Below are 19,900 nucleotides of genomic sequence, written 5' to 3'. Positions count from 1 at the left end.
GTTATCCATGATGCAATGACCGCCTGACCCTACCAGCCGTTTTTTCGGGCGATTTTTGTCATAAACGCAGTCAGTAACTCGGATTGATCCGCCACCGCCGAACATAATCGGCGGAACATAAACGCAGTCGACTAAGCAAAAGCAAGCACCCACCAACGGAATCGTTGGTGGGTGCTTGCTTTATTGAAATAGAAACGCTTTGCGGAAAATACGACAGCGGTTAGCTTGCGCTAGCTGTCGCGACCAGCGCCTGAGGCCCATTCCTCCCAGTCAGAGTAATAGTCGTCTCGATCGGACTCGTTCGACTTGCCGACGAGTTCCCGCTGCAGACGTTCCAAATCCATTTCTGGTGAATCGTACTTGAGCTGACGGGCAACCTTCGCCTGCTTTGCTTTCGCACGGCCGCGACCCATGGCCTGACCCCCTTGTGTAATCCGTGGGACGGCACGGGGATACGGCCGACCCACTTATGTCTTATTGCGTTAATTCCTGTAAGACACCATAGCCGATTTTTAGACGAAGGGGTTACGCGGGGAGGCCCATAGTGGGTTGTGTCCTCGCGCTCAGGCAACTCAATATGTGTAGTGACCTGGGGAAATATCCTTTCTGAAAAAGAATGGAAAAAGTTATTTTTTCACCACTCTGTCTGGTGGCTTTACCTATTTCCTGTTACCTATTTCCCTCGCAGGCGGTTGATGGCCACACGGCCCGGCGGCAGCTGCTCAACGCGGTCGATGGAGGAGGGGTCGACGGCCACGGCGCAGTCACCCACCACAAGGCCCTCGCGCTCCTGAGCTGAGCGTTTAAGCAGCGCCAATGCAATCGGGCCGTAATCGGCATGTTGCACGACGGTGCCCACGCGGCCCACGGCGCGCTTGCCCATCATCACTGGATCGCCGGTTTCCGGCAGCGTGGCCGAGCCGTCGAGCTGCAGCATCACCAAAACTCGTGGGGAGCGACCAACATTGTGGACACGTGATACCGTCTCTTGGCCGCGATAGCAGCCCTTGTCCAAGTGCACGGCAGCCGTGTCGAATTCAGAGGCGATCCAGCGCGGAGCCTCATGCGGAATCATCTTCTCGTCTACGTCGATTCCCAGCTCTGGGCGCAAGGAGACTACGCGTTCGGCCTCCCAGCCCATCAGACCAACGGGGGAAGCGCCAGCAGCTACCAACGCGTCCCAAGCGCCGACTACATCCTGTCGGCGCACGAGCACATCCACACGCCCGCCGCGTGGCCACGGCAGGTGCCGGACGTAGGAATGTCCCACAGTCGTAGCTTTGCCCACCTGCGGGAATGCGAGGCCAGCGGCTACCAGTACCTCAGGGGCATTCGGCCCCATGACGGAAATAATCGCCCGTTCTACTTCAGCAATTTCCACCTTGGACCAGAACACCATCATGTTCAGGTACTTCAACAGGGAGTCGAAGCCAGCAGGGGGCACGTCGATAAGCACGGAATCGTCCAAAACAGTCAACGTCATGTGATGGAGAACGTGACCGTTTGCATCCAGGTTCAGTGCTTCAGTGACAGTGCCGGGAGCGGCTTCGTCGACCTTCTGCGAAAAAAGTGTGTTGAGGTAGGTCAGGCGATCCTCGCCAGTGACCTCAATAACGCGGTAGTACGAGCGATCTACTACGCCGCAGTCCTCCTGCAGATGACGTTGCTCTACCAGCGGACGGCCGTAGTGCCATGCCACGCTAGCTTGCCCTGCGGTTTGCTCAACGTTTTTCGCTGAGTTTCCGTCTGGGGCGTTCTCTGAGGCCTTCTCCAAACCTTCCATCTGTCCGCCCAGTTCGAGGGCAGCGGCGCCAGCCACGTGAGACATCAAAGGACTTACATACTCAACACTCACTCCCTCATGTTAACCAGAAATCCTCAAATTAAGCATGGATTAAGCTTGTGTGTATGACGGATTCGCTTTCTTCTCTAGTGCTTATCGACGTCTTCGCAGACGGCGGCCCGATTGCTGTCGAGGCAGGACAGCCGTTCCTCTACGCGGATGATCTCGGAGCTATTCGCGGCGACGGAGTTTTTGAAACACTCCTGGTCAGGGGTGGTCATACCTGTAATACTGACCGGCACGAGAAGCGATTCGCATCGTCAGCGCTAATGCTGGATTTGCCAACCCCAGATCTGCAGCAGTGGCGGGCGGCTACCGAGGTCGCACTACAGGAGTTGCGCGATAGGTCAATTGAGGGGGATGCGACGTTGCGGTGGGTGTACTCGCGTGGTCGTGAGTCCACCGGAGAGCCGACTGGCTACGTTTTGGCTAGCTCCGCGGAAAAGGTGGCGGAAAACCGTCTGAAGCCGGTATCGGTCATGCTTGCAGAGCGCGGTTTCTCGCTCGACCTTGGCTCCCGTGCACCGTGGGCGCTCATCGGCGCGAAAACGTTGTCATACGCAGCTAATATGGCCGCTTTGCGCTATGCCAAGTCCAAGGGTTTTGACGATGTCATCTTCACGTCCGCAGAGGGCAAGCTCTTGGAAGGCCCAACATCGACCATCATCGTTCAGCGCGGCAATGAACTGCTGACTCCCAACCCCGGTGAAGGAGTGCTGCCGGGCACAACTCAGGCAGCGCTGTTTGAAACAGCCGCCAACTGCGGCTGGAAAGTCACCCCGACGGTCCTGGTGCCCGGGGACCTATTCACCGCCGATGCGGTATGGCTGGTGTCTTCGGTGCGTATCGCGGTCGTGGTTAAGTCCATCGATGGTGAGCCCATCCGGCAGCCGGATGCAATCGCGGAAAAGGAATTCCGCGACCTGTGTGACAAGGCGCTGGCGACGCAGTAGGGCCCCAAATAGTAGGGCTTGATGCAGTTGGGCGACGCAGTAGGGCCCCACAACGCCCGTCGTAAAGCGGGGAGAACCTAGCCCGCGTAGCGCTTGAGCTGCGCGGACATGCGGGGAGCGAATTCCTCATCCCGCAGGCGCTCGTCCACCCACCCGAGATCGTTGTTCGGCATCAGACCGTAGAGGCGCTTGCCCGGGCCAAGGGATGCAGGACCGGTAGCAGTGACCATTGTGGAGGCTGCCTGCAGCTCCCATGCGCGCTCGGAAACCGGCTTGCCGTAGTAGATCTCAGTGACGCCGGTGGAGTGGACGCAGATGAACTCAATCTCGTCCTCGTTGTTAATGCGCCAAAATCCTGTTTCGCGCTGGTCAGGGCCGGTCGGCTTGCCTTCTTCGTCCAGCTTCCAGATGCGCGACTCATACTTCAGGTAGTTCTCGCCATCGTGGCTGAAAATGAGCTGCTGGCCGAAGTTGTACTCGCCGTCGACGACAGTGTTCGCCTGCCCCTCACCGCGCCACACGCCGACCAGCGGCAGTAGTGCCAGCAGGCCGTCGTGAATATTCGGGCCGAAGCGCAGATTCGCGGTCTCGTCGGGGATCGGGAGCCCCTCAAGCTCAGTGATGTTGCGCGTAGCGGTGCTCTTGGCCTGTTCGGCCGCGCGGTTGATGGCCTCGTTGCCGTCGAGGCGAGGGGCTTCCGCAGCTGCAGGCTCCTGTGCAGCGGCGTCTGTCTGGTTGCTGCCATTCTTCTCGGTCATGCTTCACACTCTACCGCTGAAGCTCTTGTGGCCATGTATGGGCTGTTGTCGCATGGTGCTAACGCTGCACCGACGCTTAACGGCGATGCTTGACGACGGCCTTAGCGACGCACCCGACAGTTCTTCTCCGGCAGCTTCTCCGTGGATTGAGCTGACGCCTCGGCATCCTGCTGGGATGTCGGCGGCATGAAGTTTGTTGGCGACACGGTGCACAGAATCTGTTCGCCTTCGATGGTGATAGAACCGCCCGACACGTACACGCGAGTCGCCGGCATGCCCATCGGTATATCTGAATCCCGCAGTGTCAGAGCGAAGGTGTCCATAATGTGCTGCGTATCAGCCTCAGACAGCTCAGGTTTGACGTGGTTCTTAGAATCCGTTGGGGACGAGGGCGCAGAAATAATCTCCATCGGCGTAATGACCACGTCGCGGCTGACAATGCGCAACTTCGCCGTAACCTGGGTTTTTCCCTGCCATCCGGCTGGCGTGGCCTCGAAGATAGCCTCGGTCTCCCAGCCGCCGGTGGGGGAGGAGTCCTTCAGGCTCTGGATGCTCAAATCGGTCAGTCCCAGCTTGTTTCCCAGAGAGACTCCGTCGAGCGAGAGCTTAGTGAAGTACTGCTTCGTCGGCGATTCTGGGAAATTACCGCTGAGCACTGCCGATGCCGGGATCTTAACGTTGGAAGCTCCGTACTCCAGAGATACCAAGCCGAAGTCGGGCACCTCGACATCGCGGATGCGCGAGGTTACGGAGCTCCACTTACCCGTAACAAAGGAAGACAAGTAGGCCTTGCCACCAATGGCGACGTATGGGGTCATCTCCAGCTGAGCAGTCTCCTGAATATGCTCGGAGAGCTTGTACTCCGCATGGCTGGCGAAGCCCATGTCGGTGGCGACTACCAGCGCGGCAACGGCGAGGATAGAGCCACCGATCTTCTTCTGTCGTCGGGAAATGGACACACTCTATTAGTACCCCATCGCTTTTGGCTCAGACGACATCGGGGAAGTGTTGAATTCGCTGCTGTGTATAGGGTGGGGCGTATGAACGTAACCGAACTGCTTGACGTAGACACCACCGTCGCCAGTACGCTGCTGCAGCACGCCCACTCCACCGACGGCGTGGAGGCGTTCGGCGAGGCTTTCGTCCGAGGGCTTGACGACGACTCTTTCGGGCATCGACACTTTGCGATTATTGAGAACGACCGTTACTTGGGCCTGGCAGCCGTTGCGCCGGATGCAGTGGAGATGGTTGTTGATCCGGAGTTTCGTAAGCAAGGAGTCGGGGCGAAGCTGCTTGCGCACATCGATGCTGAGGTTGGCGAGCGCCTGCCTATCTGGGCTCACGGTGATGTTGCCGGTGCCAGCCGTTTGGCAGAGTTGACGGGACGCAAGGTCGTCCGCGAGCTGTTGCAGATGTCCATTTCGGGCTCAGCGTTGGAGAAGGCGGCGGGGGACGTCGATAAGCGTGATGATGTTGAAGCGCTAACCCTGACTGCGGCACGTGCGAAGTGGGGTGAGGCGGCCGTGGATCGGGCGTGGTTGGCTGTGAATAACGAGGCGTTTGACTGGCATCCGGAGCAGGGTGGTTGGTCGCAGCCACAACTCGATCGAGCTCGAAACGTGCAGTGGTTCGACCCGGAGGGCGTTTTCTTTGCTGCGGATGTGGCCGGGGCGCGCGACAGTGCGGAGGAGATTTGCGGTTTCCACTGGACGAAGTGGCACGCCGAGGAGTCTGTGCCAACTGGTGAGGTGTATGTGATCGGGCTGAGCTCGAAGGCACGCGGACGTGGCCTGGGGCGATGGCTGACCAATGTTGGGCTTTCCTATCTCCGGAACCGGGGAGCGGAAAAGGTAATTCTCTATGTGGAAGGCGACAATGCGCCGGCAGTGCGCACGTACCGTGCGGTCGGTTTCGAGGTGGCCCGCCGTGATGTGATGTACGGCGCGTAGATGCGACGGTTCGGTTTATTGGGGGAGTTATTGAAGGCGAGTTGTTGAAGGGGGAGCTTAGCTTTATCTCAGTTTTAGGTGGTTTTCCTCTGGCGCGGGGGCAATGATTCTTGTGTTTTTGAGGAGATGCTGTCCAATCCTCAGTGTTTCAGGGGCGCATTTTAGGGCCTCTTACAGGGAAAATGAGGATAAATAAAGAATTACTTGCGCCGTTCACCAATTGTTAATGTTCTGAACAGGTTCCGGTTACTATCGGTAGATAGGTTCAGCGCAGTGGACCGGAGTGTGGCGGTTCCACGTGAACTGTTTCACTCATTGTGTAAAACCCCGGAGGATTTACTGTGCTGAAGAAGAACCGTGCGGCATCTGTCATTGGTTTGGCCGCTGTTGCAAGCCTTACCCTGGCTGCTTGCTCTGAAGAGGGCGGCGAAGGCGCTTCTAACGTTGAGGGTCTGGCTGACGTCACCGGTGAGCTGCAGGGCGAGGGCGCTACCTCGCAGCAGCGCGCCATGGATTTGTTTGCCACCAAGTTTGAAGAGACCGGCTCGACCCTGTCGTACAACGCATCTGGCTCTGGTTCCGGTCAGACTCAGTTCATTGCCGGCACCGTTGCTTTCGCTGGCTCTGACTCCCCGCTGAAGGAGAAGGACGGCAAGGACCAGGTCGCAGAGGCTAAGAAGCGCTGCGACGGCAATGAAGCATGGCACCTGCCGATGGTTATCGGTCCGGTTGCCGTTGCCTACAACCTCGAGGGTGTTGACGTCGCTCTGACCCCGGCTCTGGTTGCTGAAATCTTCGACGGCAAGATCACCAAGTGGAACGACCCGAAGATCGCTGAGGTCAACGAGGGTGTCGATCTTCCGGAGAAGGACATCAAGGTTGTCTACCGCTCTGAGGAGTCCGGTACTACTGATAACTTCATGAAGTTCCTGAGCGCAGCTGCTCCGGAGCAGTGGCAGCACGAGGCTTCCAAGTCCTTCCCGACTGCTACTGGCCAGGGTGCTAACGGCTCGGCTGGTGTTGTCAACGAGGTCGCCAACATCGACGGTGCTATCACCTACGTCGAGGCTGGCTTCGCTGAGGACAAGGACCTGGGCATCGCCAAGATGGACTTCGGTCATGGTCCGGTTGAGCTGAACAACGACACCGTCGGTAAGGCTCTGGATTCCGTCACGTTCAAGACTGAGGGTCACAACATGGTTGTTGACACCGACGCTCTGTTCGCAATGGATGAGGAAGGCGCTTACCCGCTGGTTCTGACCACTTACGAAATCGTCTGCTCCGCTGGTTACGACGAGCAGACTCGTGACCTGGTTAAGAACTTCCTGAAGGTTGTTCTGGAAGAGGGCCAGGGCCCAGAGCTCGAAGAGCTGGGTTACATCCCGGTTCAAGGTGAGTTCAAGGACAAGCTGTCCGCAGCGGTTGACGCTATCAAGTAATTCTTTGCGTGCAACGCGGGTGAAAGCAGAGTGAGCTCTGTCGTTACCCCAGTTGGCGCGAGGGTCACTTCAGCCGGCCACGCAGATTTGAGCTGTAGGCCGAAAACCTGACGTAGACCGGTTGGCTTTATATATCGACACCTCAGTTGATTGGGTACCGCTCGTAGAGGGGTACTGAGGCCAATCGGTCTTCATGTGCGTTGAAGCACAAATCACTTCTACTTAGGAAATGAGATCATGAGTTCCTCGACTCCCATTGAAGGGAAGCAGGAGGCTGTAGACAGCAGTCTGTTGCAGTCCTCAGCACCGCAGGTGGATTCCTCCGGCGACGAGAGCTCGGAAGAGCAAGCCATTCAGACCGGCGTTGTTCGTCCTGGTGACCGAATCTTCAAGATTCTGGCGGTAGGATCTTCCGCATTGGTGACTGCTGCCATCATCGCAATTGCAGTGTTCCTGCTCCTGCGCGCAGTTCCGGCAATGTCCCGTAACGAAGCGAACTTCTTCACCTACACCGAACGATGGAACCTGGCGGATACCTCCGCCATGTACTTCGGTATTCCGAACATGTTTCTGGTGACCGTCGCGGTTTCCATCCTGGCGCTGATTCTGGCTATGCCGGTTGCGCTGGGTATTGCCATCTTCCTGACTGCCTATGCTCCAAAGAAGATGGTCAAGCCGCTGGGTTACCTCGTGGATTTGCTGGCCGCAGTGCCGTCGATTGTTTACGGTCTGTGGGGCTTTATGGCTCTCGGTCCGGCCTTGGCTGGTCTGTACGGGTGGTTGGCTAAGACACTGGGCTTTATCCCGATGTTTGCCCTGTACCCAAACTCGCCGGCATTCGAGACCGGTCGAAACCTCTTCACCGGTGGCATTGTGCTGGCAATTATGATTCTGCCGGTTATCGCGGCTACCACCCGTGAGGTCTTTGTTCAGACCCCGCGTGGTCACATTGAGGCATCGCTGGCTCTCGGTGCGACCCGTTGGGAGATGGTCAAGCTGGCTATTCTGCCATTCGGTCGTTCTGGCTTTATCTCCGGCTCGATGCTGGGTCTGGGACGTGCTCTCGGTGAGACGATGGCTCTCTACCTCGTGATCTCCCCGTCCTCGGCATTCCGTGGCTCGCTTTTCGATGGTGGTACCACCTTCGCAACCGCAATTGCTAATGCGGCACCAGAGTTCAATGACAACCTCAAGGCCGGCGCATACATGTCCGCAGGTTTGGTGCTGTTCTTGCTGACCTTCGTGGTCAACTCCGCAGCCCGAATGATTGCGAAGAAGTAGCAAGGTCGTAGGAAAAGAAACGAGAAGTAACAATGACTAGTTCAACTACTGATTCTTCGCCTCACGGCCCTGCAGACATGGTCCCCACCACGGAGTCGGCTTTCACCCAAATTAAGGGTTCCCGCAAGGTGGCAGACAACGTCTCCACGGTCCTCATTTACTGCTGCATGGCTCTTGCCCTGATCCCGCTGGTGTGGGTTCTCTTCGAGCTTGTCGTCCGAGGCACCCCGTCACTGCTGAGTGGTGAGTGGTGGACTGCTTCCCAGCGTGGTGTCACTGTTGGTGCGTCTGCCGGTGGTGTTGCTCACGCAATCGTCGGTACCTTGGTTCAGGCTCTGGTCACGACTCTCATGACCGTGCCGTTCGGTATCTTCGTCGCCATCTACTTGGTCGAGTATGCAGGTAACTCCCGTCTGGGCAAGGTCACCACCTTCATGGTCGACATCCTCTCCGGTGTGCCGTCGATCGTCGCGTCGCTGTTCATCTACTCGATGTGGGTGGTCATGTTCGGCATGAGCCGTTCCGGTTTCGCTGTCTCGCTGGCGCTGGTTCTGCTGATGCTGCCGATCGTTGTGCGCAACACCGAGGAAATGCTGCGCATCGTTCCGCACGAGTTGCGTGAAGCCTCTTACGCTCTGGGTGTTCCGAAGTGGAAGACCATTTTGAAGATTGTGCTCCCGACCGCACTGTCGGGCATCGTCACCGGCGTCATGCTGGCCGTCGCCCGCGTCATGGGTGAGTCCGCACCGATGCTGATCCTGGTTGCAACCTCGCGAATCATCACCTATAACCCGTTCGGCCAGTCGCAGTCCTCGCTGCCGCTGTTCATGCTGGACATGTACAAGGCCGGTAATACCGGTGCGGCATTCGACAAGATGTGGGGCGCAGCGCTCACGCTGGTTCTCATCATTGCCCTCATCAATATCCTGGCGCGCTTCGTATCCGCCAAGTTCTCCGTCAAGAGCAGTTAATGCTGGGCGCCTAACGTCCGCTATTTCAAGGAAGGTTTTTGAAAGACCATGGCTAAGCGCCTAGACCTTAACGATGTCAACATCTACTACGGCGATTTCCACGCTGTGCAGAACGTCGACCTGCACGTCCCGCCGCGTTCCGTTACCGCATTCATTGGCCCGTCCGGCTGTGGTAAGTCCACCGTGCTCCGTTCGCTGAACCGTATGCACGAGGTCATCCCGGGTGCCTACGTCACTGGCGAGGTGCTTCTCGACGGCGAAAACATCTATGGCCCGAAGATCGATCCGGTCTCTGTTCGTAACACCATCGGTATGGTGTTCCAGCGCCCGAACCCGTTCCCGACCATGTCCATCGAGGACAACGTCGTGGCTGGGCTGAAGTTGGCCGGTGTTAAGAACAAGGCTCATCTCCAGGAGGTTGCCGAGAAGTCCCTGCGCGGCGCCAACCTCTGGGATGAGGTCAAGGACCGCCTGGACAAGCCGGGTGGCGGCCTCTCCGGTGGTCAGCAGCAGCGTCTATGCATCGCACGTGCAATTGCAGTTGAGCCGGAAGTTCTGCTGATGGATGAGCCGTGTTCCGCACTGGACCCGATTTCCACCCTGGCAATCGAGGACCTGATTCATGAGCTGAAGGAAGAATTCACCATCGTCATCGTGACCCACAACATGCAGCAGGCAGCTCGTGTGTCCGATCAGACCGCATTCTTCTCCCTCGAGGCAACCGGTAAGCCGGGTCGCCTGGTTGAGGTTGGCCCGACCAAGAAGATCTTCGAGAATCCAGACAAGAAGGAAACCGAGGACTACATCTCCGGTCGCTTCGGCTAAACGCTTTGCGTATGCCGTAAGAAGCAAAAAGAAAGAGCCCCGTACTTCACGCGTCTTCACGCGAGGTACGGGGTTCTTATTGTTGTTGCAGTTTATGAGATTGCTATGTCGCGCACATGTTTTTCCACCTGATTGTCTAACCGCGGAGGTGATTTGTGCCGGGGAAAACAGTTTTTGTGGCGGGATCAAACAGTTACTGACTAGGTTTATGACAGGTGAATAGCGTTTACTCGCAGTAAAGTGTCATAAACCTAGTCAGTTTCTCGGGCTGGGGCAGTGTTTGGCTGGGGAGGTGTTTAGCCTGGTGAGGCTTAAAAACGGCTCCACTCCGGCCTAAAAACCCGCGCCCCAGGCCAGCAGCCACCCCCAACATCTCTACAGCTCAGCCCAACACCCAGCCCCGCCCAGCAGCCCTACAGCCCAGCCCCCCCCCAACAGCCTGCAGCTTCACGGACCTACATCCGCAGGTGACGCTCCAAGGCCTGCAGGCGTTGGTTAAAGCTGCGCTGGTCGCGTTCGTCCTCAAGCTTGTCCAGGTAGACATCGCGCTTGTAACCGGTGGCCAGGTAAATAATCCGGGCGGCAACCTCGACAGCGTGATCCGCGTAACGCTCGTAGAAGCGGCTCAGCAGAGTGACATCCACTGTCCGCGCAGGGGAGTGCGGCCAATTATCGTCGTTGGTCAGCGTAAACAGGTGCTGGTGAATGTCATCGATGCTGTCATCGGTCTTATCCAAGGCCAATGCCTGGTCGACGTCGTAGTCGATAAGCACCTGACGGGTTTCGTGCGTCATCTGTTCAGATACAGAGGCCATCTCGCGGAAGAACCCCTCCACGGGCTCCGGCAGTGCCTTGTTCGGGTGGCGACGCCGGGCAACGTTGGCAATATGCACACTCAATGCGCCCATGCGGGAGATGTCCTCGACAATGTAGAGGCCACTGACAATCTGTCGGAGATCACCAGCCACAGGAGCTTCGCGGGCCAACAGCTCGAAGGCTCGCTGCTCCGCATCCTGGCGCAGGTCCTCGAGAGAATCAATCTGGGAAAGAACTGTTTCAGCCGAGACCAAATCAGCCTCGAAGAGGGCCTTGTTCGCAAGCTTGTGCATGGAGCCAACTCGGTCACACATCACAATCAGGCTGTGAGCCAAGTTGTCCATTTGTTCTCGGTAGACAGTGCGCATGCGTTCCATAGTAGGCAATCCTCAACAACGTCGCGCGTTAGTGGGGAGCCCCCAATTACCCCTCGTAAAGTTATGTAAACACTCGCTCAGAACCGAAGCTTAGCCACCGGAGTGCATAATCTCCGCGCCTTCAGGCACGGTGTCGTCCTCCGGGTCGTCCAGCCAGCCCTCCGGCAAGACCACCTTTGCAGGGGACCCCTGTCGGCCGCGGGCGCCGTCGGCGTCCTCCGGGCGGGCGTGGGCGCTGGGGCCGTCGTAAAGCGGTGCGAGAATCTCGTCGAGCGTTGCCAGCGAATCGACGCGCGCAAGAGACTTCCGCACCTCACTGCCGGCAGGGTATCCCCGCAGGTACCAGGCAATGTGCTTGCGCAGGTCGCGGCAGCCCTTACGCTCGCCCTCGTGCTCCACGAGCAGTTCCGCGTGACGACGGATAATCCCCGCGACCTCACCAAATGTTGGTGCCGGCGGCACTTCTTCGCCACGCAGCTCGGCGGACAACTGCGCGAACAGCCACGGGCGGCCAAGGCAGCCGCGACCGACGACGACACCGTCGCAGCCGGTCTCGTCGAGCATTTTGCGGGCATCGGTGGAGGCGAAGATATCGCCGTTGCCAAGCACTGGGATATCGCTGTAGCCGGAGTCGACCATGTGCTCCTTCAGCCGCGCGATCTGCGACCAGTCAGCGTGGCCGGAGTAGCGCTGCGCTGCGGTGCGGGCATGCAGAGCCACAGCCTGGGCGCCCATCTCAGCGGCGATGCGGCCGGCATCGAGATGCGTGTGGTGCTCGTCGTCGATACCGACGCGGAATTTCACGGTCACCGGGATGTCCGTGCCCTCAGTGGCTTTGACCGCTGCGGCGACGATGTTGCCGAAGAGACGGCGCTTGTACGGCAGCGCCGAGCCGCCGCCCTTGCGGGTGACCTTCGGTACCGGGCAACCGAAGTTCATGTCGATGTGGTCGGCGAGGTTTTCGTCGACGATCATCTTCGCGGCCTCGTAGGTCCACTTCGGGTCAGTGGTGTAGAGCTGCAGGCTGCGGGGGTTCTCGTCGGGCGCGAAGGTGGTCATGTGCATGGTCTTTTCATTGCGTTCGACCAATGCGCGGGCGGTGACCATCTCGCAGACATAGAGGCCCGAGACCGTGCCTGTACGCTGCAGCTCCTGCTCGCGGCACAGCGTGCGGAATGCCACGTTGGTGACACCGGCCATCGGAGCGAGTACCACGGGGGAAGCGAGCTCAAAGGGGCCGATGTGCATGTGCGCGGACGTGGCATCGGCGGGCTTGGCGGCGCTGAGCGGACTCGAGGAGGTATCTAACACGTACAGTATTGTGTCACGCTGAACTGCCGTTTTCGAATCTGTTTTATCTGGCGGATCGGATCGCCCCGGTTAGCGCTGCGTCCGCGGATGCCTGACGACGATCACCGTTCGGCGACCCCTCCCACCGGGCAGGTCGGTGGTATTGCGGAGAATTTCCAGGATGTGGTTCGACTCTTCGTCGAGGTGTTCGGTGGGTTCGTCGAGAAGCAGGATTGGCGCTGTGCTGACAAGCGCACGGGTGAGAATGAGCCTGCGCCGCTGACCACCCGAGAGACTGTCCGCGCCGCTGTCCAGAATCGTGTCCAGGCCGTCGGGTGCGGCATCGACCCAATCGCGCAGGCCCACGGCGTCCAGCACGGAGTAAATGTCATCGTCGCTGACCTGCGGGTTACCAATAGAGATGTTGTCCCGCACAGTCGTGGCGAAGATGTGCTCATCCTCGGCGATAAAACGCACCAAGTCGCACTGCTCCGTGTTTTCGTGGGGCTCGCCGGCACTTGCCGCACTGCGCCACAGCTCGCGTCCGTCTCCGTCAGCGATGGTCACCGTGCCCGCAATCGGCGGGATTAGTCCGGCGATTGTTTTCAGCAGCGTCGTCTTTCCGCTTCCCGACGGCGCCGTGATCTCCCGGTAGTCGCCGAAGGTGACCTCGAAGTTTTGCATCGGCAGTTGAGCTGGCTGGGCAGCGGGCTCTTCCGCAGTATTCGAACTGTTGTCGTCGGGATAGCCCACTATCAAGTCTTCTAGCTGCAGCGTTGGCCGAACCGTCAGGTGGTTCTGAGCGAGCGGGGACGTGTGGATTGGCGCTGTGGGGACTGGGGCTGAGCGCATGGCATCCGCTTCCCCTGATTCACTCGCACTTGACGCGAGCGTCAGCAAGGCTTCCCTCGATTGCGCCAGTGTTTGCGCAGCAGCTGGCAGCGGACCAACCGACTCAAAAGCCGCCAGCGGCACCAGAACCAGAACCGTCAGCCACTCGGGAGAGTGCAGCAAACCGCCGCCAGCGCCCCCGGCCGAATCCGTCACTAACCACGACGCTACGACCACGGTCAGGACAGCGGTCAACACGCTAGCCGCGGTGCTCAGTGCGGAGGCGCGGGCATTTGCTCGACCTGCGGCGTCATCGATGGCCGCAACCGTTTTGCTGGAGGATGACGCGGCAGAGACTGCCTCATCCAACTGGCCGTGGATACGCAGGCCGGCGGCGTCGGAAAGCAGCGCTTCGACGGCAGCGGCATGCGACTGAAGCGCGGCCGCGCGACGCTGACTTGAGCGCGCAGTGGTGCGATACGTCAGGTAAGGAGCAACACCGCCGGCCAGAAGCAGTCCCACCGCCAGGAGAACCGCAGCGGCAGGCGAGAGTAGAGCCACAAAAATGACGGCGATGAGAGAGGTCATCAGCGCCACCAATGCGGGCACTATTGATCGCACGACGGCATCGGCAAGTGCGTCAATATTCGCCCCAAGCGCTGTGACAATATCGGAACGCTCACGCAGCGCCAGCGTACGGTCGGCCACGAAATGCTCCCATAGCTTCACGCGCGAGCGCTCGGCGGTGCGCAACGCCACATCGTGGGAGACCAACCGGTCGAGGTATCGAAACGCAGCTCGCGAAATACCCAGCGCGCGCACAGACGTCACCGCCAAGGTGATGTCCATCAGCGGTGGCATCTGCCAAGAACGCGTAATCAGCCACGCCGACACCACGGTCAGACTCAGCGCGGACAGCAGCGTGATGGTGCCCGCCAACACCGGCCAAACCAGGTCGCGGGGTTTCACCAGGCGACGAAGCGCTTGCAGAGTAGTCATCGCGACTGCACCTCCACCACGCCGTCGGCGGCCGCAATCAACAGCGGATCATGGCTGGTGGCAATCACTGTGGCTCCGCGCCGGGCACGTGCGTGCAGGAGCCTAATCACGGACTGCGCACTGTCGGCATCCAGGTGAGCTGTCGGTTCATCGAGGAGGACGAGGTCGCGGGTGTCGTCGGCAAGCTCGCGCCGAAGCGCCTCCCGCTGACGTTGCCCGAGCGAGCGCCGCGAATTGTCTCCCACCGTCGCTGCGTCCAACACTGGGCGCTGGGGCAGCCACGCGATGCGCCGCAGCAGATCCTGGTCACGGAGAATGCGCTGGCCGTCGCGAATAGTTACGGAGCCTTCCAACCCCTCGTGCACGATGCCGGCGACCGCAAGCAGCGCTGTCGTCTTGCCCACGCCGTTCGGCCCCGCCAGCACCGTCACTGTGCCTGGCTGCGCGATGGCGCTTAATTCACTTGGCCGCACGCCGTCTCGCCCCGGCGCGGAAAGGCGTTCGAACACGACCGTGGGGGCGCTGTGGACACTGCTTGACGACGTTCCTTCGGCCACCTCTTCCACAGTTTCAGAGGTGGTGTCTGTGGAGTTTGGAGTCTGGCCAGCGTCCTTGTCTAACAGTTCCGTGACTTCGGTGGCAGCGACCACACCGTCCTGGGCGGCGTGGAATTTCTGGCCAACCTGGCGCACCGGGCCATAGATTTCTGGGGCGATGATGAGCACTGCCAGGCCGGTTGCCAGCGTCATGTGGCCTCCCAGAAGTCGGAAACCGATGCCGACGGCGATGAGGGCGATTGACAGGGTGGTGAGGAATTCCAGGACCGACGCGGATAGGAAAGCGATGCGCAGGACCTCCATGGTGGATTTCCGGTGGCGGGTCGACAGGCGCTTGATTTCCTCGCTGGGGGTGTCGGCCATGTTGTGCGCTTTGAGCGTTGGCAGGCCGATGACCAGGTCGAGAATCTGACCACGCACCGTGCCGATGTCGGCCAGACGGCGTTCTGTGCGGCCCTCAGTGAGGCGACCTACCAGCCACATGAACAGCGGAATAAGAGGCAGCGTGACAACCGCGATGGCAACCGATGGGAGGTCCAACCATGCGACTGCGACCAATGCCATCGGGGTAGCCAGCGCTGCGGCCACCAGTGCGGGGAGGAAGTCCGCCACGTAGACGGCCACACCATCGAGCCCGACCGAAAGCAATGCGCGCCAGTGCGCGGTGTCGACAGTGCGAGGATCGCGCAGAGCCAGGGCTCGCAGTGCCCGGCTGCGCAGGTCTGTGGCCACGCGTGCACCCGCAGATTGGCCGAAACGCACGAGCGCGTAGGAGCAGGCCACCCGAACGAGTACAGCGGCCGTGGCTATCAGCGCGAATAATGTCCAATTAGGAGTTGCCTCACCCAGAACCTGCGCCGTAATAGTGCCGATCGCCAGCCCCAACGCGATTGTGGCACCTGTGCTCGCGGCGGTCAGTGCGCCCGCGAAAATGACCCAACGCCAGGCTGGGGCCGACAGCTTGAATAGTTTCGGATCGACAGGTGCCACTTTTTAGAAACTAACCTCCAACGGACGGTCTACTGCGAGACCTTACGTTCAGCCATCAACCGCTTGCGGAATACCCAGTATGTCCACGCCTGGTAGGCAATCACCAGTGGGGTAATCACCAGCGCGGTCCAGGTCATGATTTTCAGCGTGTAGGGGTTAGAGGCGGAATTCCAGATATCGAGGGAGACTCCGTCGGCAAGCGTCGTCGGCATCAGGTACGGGTACATGGCGCCGAAGACAACGGTGGTGACGGCAGTCACGGTGACGGCGGTTGCGGAAAAAGCGATGCCATCGCGGTTGCCTACGGTTGCGGAGATGGCAATGACCAACCCCGCGACGGCGATGACGACAACAGCCCACAGCCAGGTCTTTCCGTAGCCCAGCTGTGTCCAGATGAGGAACACGCCGCCAAATATCAGCGCCGACAGTGCCGGAATTCGAGCGGCGTTGCCGACCTCGTCGCGTAGCTTGCCGGCGGTCTTCAGCCGCAGGAACGTAACTGCGTGAAGAGCGAACACAGCCGCAAACGCAATCCCGCCGACCAGGGCGTACGGGTTCAGCAACCCGAGCAGGGTACTAAAGCCGGAGTCCAAGTTCTTGTCGGCATTCAGCGGGACACCACGCACCAGGTTCGCGACCGCTACGCCCCACAGAATCGGCGGCAACCAGGAGCCGAAGATGATTGCGCGGTCGCACCAGGCGCGCCAGCGCTCATCGTTGACTTTGAAGCGCCATTCCAGCCCGACAATACGGACAATCAACGCCACCAGAATCAGGAAGAGCGGCAGGTAGAAGCCGGAAAACATGGACGCATACCATTCCGGAAATGCCGCGAAGAGCGCGCCGCCAGCGGTAATTAGCCACACTTCGTTGCCGTCCCATACCGGCCCGATAGTTCCGAGCATCGCTTTACGACGCGGTTCATCGCGGCCAACGAACGGCAGCAGCATTCCGACGCCGAAGTCAAAGCCCTCGAGCAGGAAGTAGCCAGCGAAGAGGAACGCGATCAGGATAAACCACAAAACGGGAAGATCTAATCCGAACATGTCAGAGATACATCCTTATCTACTTTGTGTCCTCAGTCGCGGAGACTTCGGAGTCGGGGCTGGCAGCGGACTGGGCATGGACCTTGTTGAATCGAACCGGAGACGAGATGATCGCGCCCAGATTGGTAGCGATTGGTGACGACGGGCCAGCGTGCTCGGGGTCATTGCCGATGGCGTTGATAGCCTCAGCGGATTCGGTCGGAGGTCCGGCAATAACTGCGCGGCGAATCAACCAGAACCACACCACTGCCAAAATCAGGTAGAGCAGGGTAAAGCCCACCAGGGTGATAATCACCGTGGCCGGTGCGTGGTCGGACACACCCATATCGACGGTCATGCGAATCAGCTCGGTGCGCGGGTCGCCCGCGTGATCCGGGTTCGGGTGCACAATCCAGGGCTGACGGCCCATCTCCGTAAAGATCCAGCCAGCGCTGCTGGCCAAGAACGGGAACGGAATCGCGAGGATACTGCAAGCGGCGAAAATGCGGGCTCGCTTGCCCGTCGGCACGCGCCCCTTGCGAGTAAATAGCCAAGCGAAAAACGCGATAGCCAGAGAACCGACCATGAGCCCAATCATGGCGCGGAAAGACCAGTATGTGACGAACAGATTCGGAGAGTAATTGCCTGGGCCGAAGACCGCCTCAGCTTTTTCTTGCAGGTCCTGCACGCCCTGGAGCGTGACGCCACTGAACTTGCCCTCGGCCAGGAAAGGCAGCACCCATGGCACCTCGATGAGATGCAGCACCGAGTCGCAATTGTTGTGCGTACCGACGGTCAGAATCGAGAACATTGGATCTGTCTGCGTGTGGCACAGGGACTCGGCCGATGCCATCTTCATCGGCTGCTGCTCGAACATAAGCTTGGCCTGGATATCGCCGGTGATAAACACCGCCAGCGAGCTGAGCACAGTTGTCCAGAGCCCGACCTTCATGGACTTGTGAAACGTCCGTTCGTGAACAGTATTGCTCTGGCCACCGCGGCGGCTCTGAACCAGCCACCAGCCACTGACGCCGACAACGAGCGTGCCGGCGGTAAGGAAAGAGCTGGCCACGGCATGCGGGAAAGCTGCCAAGGCAGTGGAGTTGGTCAACAGTGCGCCAAAGTCTGTAAGCTCTGCGCGGCCGGTTTCCGGGTTGTAGACCGCGCCTACAGGATGCTGCATGAACGAATTGGCGACGATGATGAAATACGCCGAGATATTCACCGCAATAGCGACAATCCAAATCGAGAGCGTGTGCATCCAGGTGGGAATACGCCCCCAGCCGAAAATCCACAGTCCCAGGAAAGTGGATTCCAGGAAGAATGCGATGAGGCCTTCAAGAGCCAGCGGGCCGCCGAAGACATCACCGATCATGCGGGAGTACTCCGACCAGTTCATACCGAACTGGAATTCCTGGACGATACCCGTGGCTACGCCCATGGCGAAGTTAATAATGAAGATGGTGCCGAAAAGCCGCGTCGCTCGGTACCAAAGGTCATTTTTCGTCGTGGCCCACAGTGTCTGCATGAGCGCGACGAGCGGAGCTAGACCAATTGTCAGTGGGACAAAAATGAAGTGGTAGACGGTGGTTATGCCAAATTGCCAACGAGATATATCGACGACATCCATGTTTCCTCGACTGAAAAAGTAGACATAAACGATGCGTGTACTTCGTCGGATTTGTCGAAGCCTGCATCAAGTGCCCGCAGTATTCCTGCTTATTAATTCAGTCGGACAGGAGGGGTAAAAAGTTCCGGGGTGTGAACTTATCGACGCGGGCAGGGCAAAACTCCGGAGGGCAATTATTAAAAACAAGCGCGTAATTGCTAGGCTATTTTGTTGCGCGGGCCTTTAGCTCAGCTGGTAGAGCTACGGACTTTTAATCCGCAGGTCGCGGGTTCGAGCCCCGCAGGGCCCACAAGCACGCAAAACCCCAGGTCATCAACAGCCTGGGGTTTTGTAGTATCTTGCCTGTATTTGCCCTCTGTGGCACCTACTTCTCCCGCTTGTGGTAGCCCATCCGTGGCTTGAAGCCCGCCGGGTGCTTAAGCTGCGCCACTGCATCGGCGACTATCAAGCGGAAGCGTGGCTTCATCGGTGGCATCTGTGAGATCTGGAACCATCCGACATCAGTGGATTCATCATCAGCGACATAGGGGACGTCGTCGCCAACAACACTGCAGCGCATGGAGATATCCAGATATGAGGAAACATCGCCGTTGAGGTGTTCGATAGGGCCAACGGCGCCAGTTCCAAGCAGGGCCTCAACTGTGACATCGAGTCCCGTTTCTTCCTTTACCTCTCGCACGGCGGCGTCGTGAGGCTGCTCGTCCGGGTCGATAATTCCGGTGACTGGGGTCCATTCACCATTATCGGAGCGACGAACCAGCAAGACCTCGGGCAAGGCGTACATCGGTGCATTCGGCGGAACATCGCGAATGACGATAGCCGTGACACCGGGGAGCCAGAGCGGAGCGTGGCCCACTTTTTCACGGAGCTGAACAATGAAATCCGGAATTGCCATAGTTGCGAGCTTATCTGAGTACTAGTAGCGTCCGCGGAAATAGTAAGAAACTCCAGTTCAACCGTGGATTTTGGGAAAAGGGTACTTATCCTCTATAGTTCTTTACGTTGCCAAGAGCGCGCGCAAATGCAATGTTCAGACACTGCAGGTGTACGCGGAGTGTGCCACTGAGTGGGCAACTCTTTGCAGCGTTAAGTCGGGCTCCCATCGTCTAGAGGCCTAGGACTCCGCCCTTTCACGGCGGCAACACGGGTTCGAATCCCGTTGGGAGTACCACTAAAAATCATGATGGCCCTGTGGCGCAGTTGGTTAGCGCGCCGCCCTGTCACGGCGGAGGTCGCGGGTTCAAGTCCCGTCAGGGTCGCAATTCTAAACGCCAGTTCCGGTTGGAGCTGGCGTTTTTTGCTTTTGGTTAGTGGTGCGCTGGGCGTCGGCGTGGGGTTAAGTAAAGAAAAGTGTGTCTTTTCCGGG

The 19,900-nt window shown here is 59.1% G+C and carries 17 protein-coding genes and 3 tRNA genes; 9 read left to right on the top strand and 11 right to left on the bottom strand.

Annotation, left to right across the window (positions count from 1 at the left end; translation table 11 throughout):
- Positions 1 to 230: 230 nt before the first annotated feature.
- Positions 231 to 413 (bottom strand): DUF3073 domain-containing protein, encoded by a 183-nt coding sequence (locus HMPREF3053_RS01295; protein WP_005511943.1) that lies wholly within the window; start codon positions 411 to 413, stop codon positions 231 to 233.
- 260 nt (positions 414 to 673) lie between these two features.
- Positions 674 to 1,828 carry a CAF17-like 4Fe-4S cluster assembly/insertion protein YgfZ gene (locus HMPREF3053_RS01290; RefSeq protein ID WP_049173066.1) on the bottom strand — a complete coding sequence of 385 codons (1,155 nt, stop codon included), beginning with the start codon at positions 1,826 to 1,828 and terminating at the stop codon, positions 674 to 676.
- A gap of 80 nt (positions 1,829 to 1,908) precedes the next feature.
- Here HMPREF3053_RS01290 and HMPREF3053_RS01285 point away from each other — a divergent pair, with 80 nt between their 5' ends.
- Positions 1,909 to 2,796 carry an aminodeoxychorismate lyase gene (locus HMPREF3053_RS01285; RefSeq protein WP_049190238.1) on the top strand — a complete coding sequence of 296 codons (888 nt, stop codon included), beginning with the start codon at positions 1,909 to 1,911 and terminating at the stop codon, positions 2,794 to 2,796.
- A 77-nt stretch (positions 2,797 to 2,873) separates the two neighbouring features.
- Here HMPREF3053_RS01285 and HMPREF3053_RS01280 read toward each other — a convergent pair whose 3' ends face one another.
- Both HMPREF3053_RS01280 and HMPREF3053_RS01275 read right to left on the bottom strand, forming a co-directional pair.
- The gene (locus HMPREF3053_RS01280) at positions 2,874 to 3,554 is read right to left on the bottom strand and encodes a heme-binding beta-barrel domain-containing protein (RefSeq protein WP_016421386.1); all 681 of its coding nucleotides are present in this window, start codon (positions 3,552 to 3,554) and stop codon (positions 2,874 to 2,876) included.
- Positions 3,555 to 3,655: 101 nt separating this feature from the next.
- The gene (locus HMPREF3053_RS01275) at positions 3,656 to 4,513 is read right to left on the bottom strand and encodes an LmeA family phospholipid-binding protein (RefSeq protein WP_049173063.1); all 858 of its coding nucleotides are present in this window, start codon (positions 4,511 to 4,513) and stop codon (positions 3,656 to 3,658) included.
- Between the two features lie 81 nt (positions 4,514 to 4,594).
- On the opposite strand from HMPREF3053_RS01275, the gene mshD reads away from it, so the two are divergent.
- The 5 genes from mshD to pstB all read left to right on the top strand — a co-directional run bounded on the left by mshD (position 4,595) and on the right by pstB (position 10,019).
- Positions 4,595 to 5,503: a mycothiol synthase gene (gene mshD / locus HMPREF3053_RS01270; RefSeq protein WP_049173062.1), complete on the top strand. Its 909-nt coding sequence runs from the start codon at positions 4,595 to 4,597 to the stop codon at positions 5,501 to 5,503.
- Between the two features lie 341 nt (positions 5,504 to 5,844).
- Positions 5,845 to 6,942 carry a phosphate ABC transporter substrate-binding protein PstS gene (gene pstS / locus HMPREF3053_RS01265; RefSeq protein ID WP_016421383.1) on the top strand — a complete coding sequence of 366 codons (1,098 nt, stop codon included), beginning with the start codon at positions 5,845 to 5,847 and terminating at the stop codon, positions 6,940 to 6,942.
- 237 nt (positions 6,943 to 7,179) lie between these two features.
- On the top strand, positions 7,180 to 8,223 hold the full coding sequence (pstC, locus tag HMPREF3053_RS01260; protein ID WP_049173061.1) for a phosphate ABC transporter permease subunit PstC: 1,044 nt from the start codon (positions 7,180 to 7,182) through the stop codon (positions 8,221 to 8,223).
- Between the two features lie 77 nt (positions 8,224 to 8,300).
- Positions 8,301 to 9,194 (top strand): phosphate ABC transporter permease PstA, encoded by an 894-nt coding sequence (gene pstA, locus HMPREF3053_RS01255; RefSeq protein WP_049173081.1) that lies wholly within the window; start codon positions 8,301 to 8,303, stop codon positions 9,192 to 9,194.
- A 48-nt stretch (positions 9,195 to 9,242) separates the two neighbouring features.
- The gene (gene pstB / locus HMPREF3053_RS01250) at positions 9,243 to 10,019 is read left to right on the top strand and encodes a phosphate ABC transporter ATP-binding protein PstB (RefSeq protein ID WP_016421380.1); all 777 of its coding nucleotides are present in this window, start codon (positions 9,243 to 9,245) and stop codon (positions 10,017 to 10,019) included.
- 455 nt (positions 10,020 to 10,474) lie between these two features.
- On the opposite strand, the gene phoU is transcribed toward pstB, so the two are convergent.
- The 6 genes from phoU to HMPREF3053_RS01220 all read right to left on the bottom strand — a co-directional run bounded on the left by phoU (position 10,475) and on the right by HMPREF3053_RS01220 (position 18,534).
- Positions 10,475 to 11,212 (bottom strand): phosphate signaling complex protein PhoU, encoded by a 738-nt coding sequence (phoU, locus tag HMPREF3053_RS01245; protein ID WP_083317200.1) that lies wholly within the window; start codon positions 11,210 to 11,212, stop codon positions 10,475 to 10,477.
- A gap of 90 nt (positions 11,213 to 11,302) precedes the next feature.
- Positions 11,303 to 12,460 carry a tRNA dihydrouridine synthase DusB gene (dusB, locus tag HMPREF3053_RS01240; RefSeq protein WP_070429732.1) on the bottom strand — a complete coding sequence of 386 codons (1,158 nt, stop codon included), beginning with the start codon at positions 12,458 to 12,460 and terminating at the stop codon, positions 11,303 to 11,305.
- 132 nt (positions 12,461 to 12,592) lie between these two features.
- Positions 12,593 to 14,332, bottom strand: a complete 1,740-nt coding sequence (gene cydC / locus HMPREF3053_RS01235; protein WP_070546859.1) for a thiol reductant ABC exporter subunit CydC — start codon at positions 14,330 to 14,332, stop codon at positions 12,593 to 12,595.
- Positions 14,329 to 15,879 carry an ABC transporter ATP-binding protein/permease gene (locus HMPREF3053_RS01230; protein ID WP_083317199.1) on the bottom strand — a complete coding sequence of 517 codons (1,551 nt, stop codon included), beginning with the start codon at positions 15,877 to 15,879 and terminating at the stop codon, positions 14,329 to 14,331. The genes cydC and HMPREF3053_RS01230 overlap by 4 nt, the downstream gene beginning before the upstream one ends.
- Before the next feature lie 29 nt (positions 15,880 to 15,908).
- Positions 15,909 to 16,925 carry a cytochrome d ubiquinol oxidase subunit II gene (gene cydB, locus HMPREF3053_RS01225; RefSeq protein ID WP_070605374.1) on the bottom strand — a complete coding sequence of 339 codons (1,017 nt, stop codon included), beginning with the start codon at positions 16,923 to 16,925 and terminating at the stop codon, positions 15,909 to 15,911.
- A 19-nt stretch (positions 16,926 to 16,944) separates the two neighbouring features.
- Entirely contained in the window at positions 16,945 to 18,534 is a 1,590-nt protein-coding gene (locus HMPREF3053_RS01220) for a cytochrome ubiquinol oxidase subunit I (RefSeq protein ID WP_070643088.1), read from the bottom strand.
- A gap of 216 nt (positions 18,535 to 18,750) precedes the next feature.
- Between HMPREF3053_RS01220 and HMPREF3053_RS01215 the strand changes: the two genes are divergently transcribed.
- Positions 18,751 to 18,823: transfer RNA gene (locus HMPREF3053_RS01215), tRNA-Lys, on the top strand.
- Positions 18,824 to 18,898: 75 nt separating this feature from the next.
- Here the strand turns inward: HMPREF3053_RS01215 and HMPREF3053_RS01210 are convergent.
- On the bottom strand, positions 18,899 to 19,429 hold the full coding sequence (locus HMPREF3053_RS01210) for an NUDIX hydrolase (RefSeq protein ID WP_070643090.1): 531 nt from the start codon (positions 19,427 to 19,429) through the stop codon (positions 18,899 to 18,901).
- Between the two features lie 200 nt (positions 19,430 to 19,629).
- On the opposite strand from HMPREF3053_RS01210, the gene HMPREF3053_RS01205 reads away from it, so the two are divergent.
- Both HMPREF3053_RS01205 and HMPREF3053_RS01200 read left to right on the top strand, forming a co-directional pair.
- Positions 19,630 to 19,705: transfer RNA gene (locus tag HMPREF3053_RS01205), tRNA-Glu, on the top strand.
- A 14-nt stretch (positions 19,706 to 19,719) separates the two neighbouring features.
- A tRNA-Asp gene (locus HMPREF3053_RS01200) sits at positions 19,720 to 19,793 on the top strand.
- Positions 19,794 to 19,900: the final 107 nt, after the last annotated feature.

Origin of the sequence: Corynebacterium sp. HMSC064E07 (assembly GCF_001815745.1) — a bacterium.
GTDB lineage: Bacteria > Actinomycetota > Actinomycetes > Mycobacteriales > Mycobacteriaceae > Corynebacterium > Corynebacterium jeikeium_D.
The sequence above is the reverse complement of the archived record's forward strand: the minus strand, read 5'-3'. Positions and strand labels throughout refer to the sequence as shown.

Bases quoted from the DNA above. Each gene is read 5' to 3' on its own strand.
- HMPREF3053_RS01295 (WP_005511943.1), bottom strand. From the start codon at position 413: ATGGGTCGCGGCCGTGCGAAAGCAAAGCAGGCGAAGGTTGCCCGTCAG.
- HMPREF3053_RS01290 (WP_049173066.1), bottom strand. From the start codon at position 1,828: ATGTCTCACGTGGCTGGCGCCGCTGCCCTCGAACTGGGCGGACAGATG.
- HMPREF3053_RS01285 (WP_049190238.1), top strand. From the start codon at position 1,909: ATGACGGATTCGCTTTCTTCTCTAGTGCTTATCGACGTCTTCGCAGAC.
- HMPREF3053_RS01280 (WP_016421386.1), bottom strand. From the start codon at position 3,554: ATGACCGAGAAGAATGGCAGCAACCAGACAGACGCCGCTGCACAGGAG.
- mshD (WP_049173062.1), top strand. From the start codon at position 4,595: ATGAACGTAACCGAACTGCTTGACGTAGACACCACCGTCGCCAGTACG.
- pstC (WP_049173061.1), top strand. From the start codon at position 7,180: ATGAGTTCCTCGACTCCCATTGAAGGGAAGCAGGAGGCTGTAGACAGC.
- pstA (WP_049173081.1), top strand. From the start codon at position 8,301: ATGGTCCCCACCACGGAGTCGGCTTTCACCCAAATTAAGGGTTCCCGC.
- pstB (WP_016421380.1), top strand. From the start codon at position 9,243: ATGGCTAAGCGCCTAGACCTTAACGATGTCAACATCTACTACGGCGAT.
- phoU (WP_083317200.1), bottom strand. From the start codon at position 11,212: ATGGAACGCATGCGCACTGTCTACCGAGAACAAATGGACAACTTGGCT.
- dusB (WP_070429732.1), bottom strand. From the start codon at position 12,460: ATGCACATCGGCCCCTTTGAGCTCGCTTCCCCCGTGGTACTCGCTCCG.
- cydC (WP_070546859.1), bottom strand. From the start codon at position 14,332: ATGACTACTCTGCAAGCGCTTCGTCGCCTGGTGAAACCCCGCGACCTG.
- cydB (WP_070605374.1), bottom strand. From the start codon at position 16,925: ATGTTCGGATTAGATCTTCCCGTTTTGTGGTTTATCCTGATCGCGTTC.
- HMPREF3053_RS01220 (WP_070643088.1), bottom strand. From the start codon at position 18,534: ATGGATGTCGTCGATATATCTCGTTGGCAATTTGGCATAACCACCGTC.
- HMPREF3053_RS01210 (WP_070643090.1), bottom strand. From the start codon at position 19,429: ATGGCAATTCCGGATTTCATTGTTCAGCTCCGTGAAAAAGTGGGCCAC.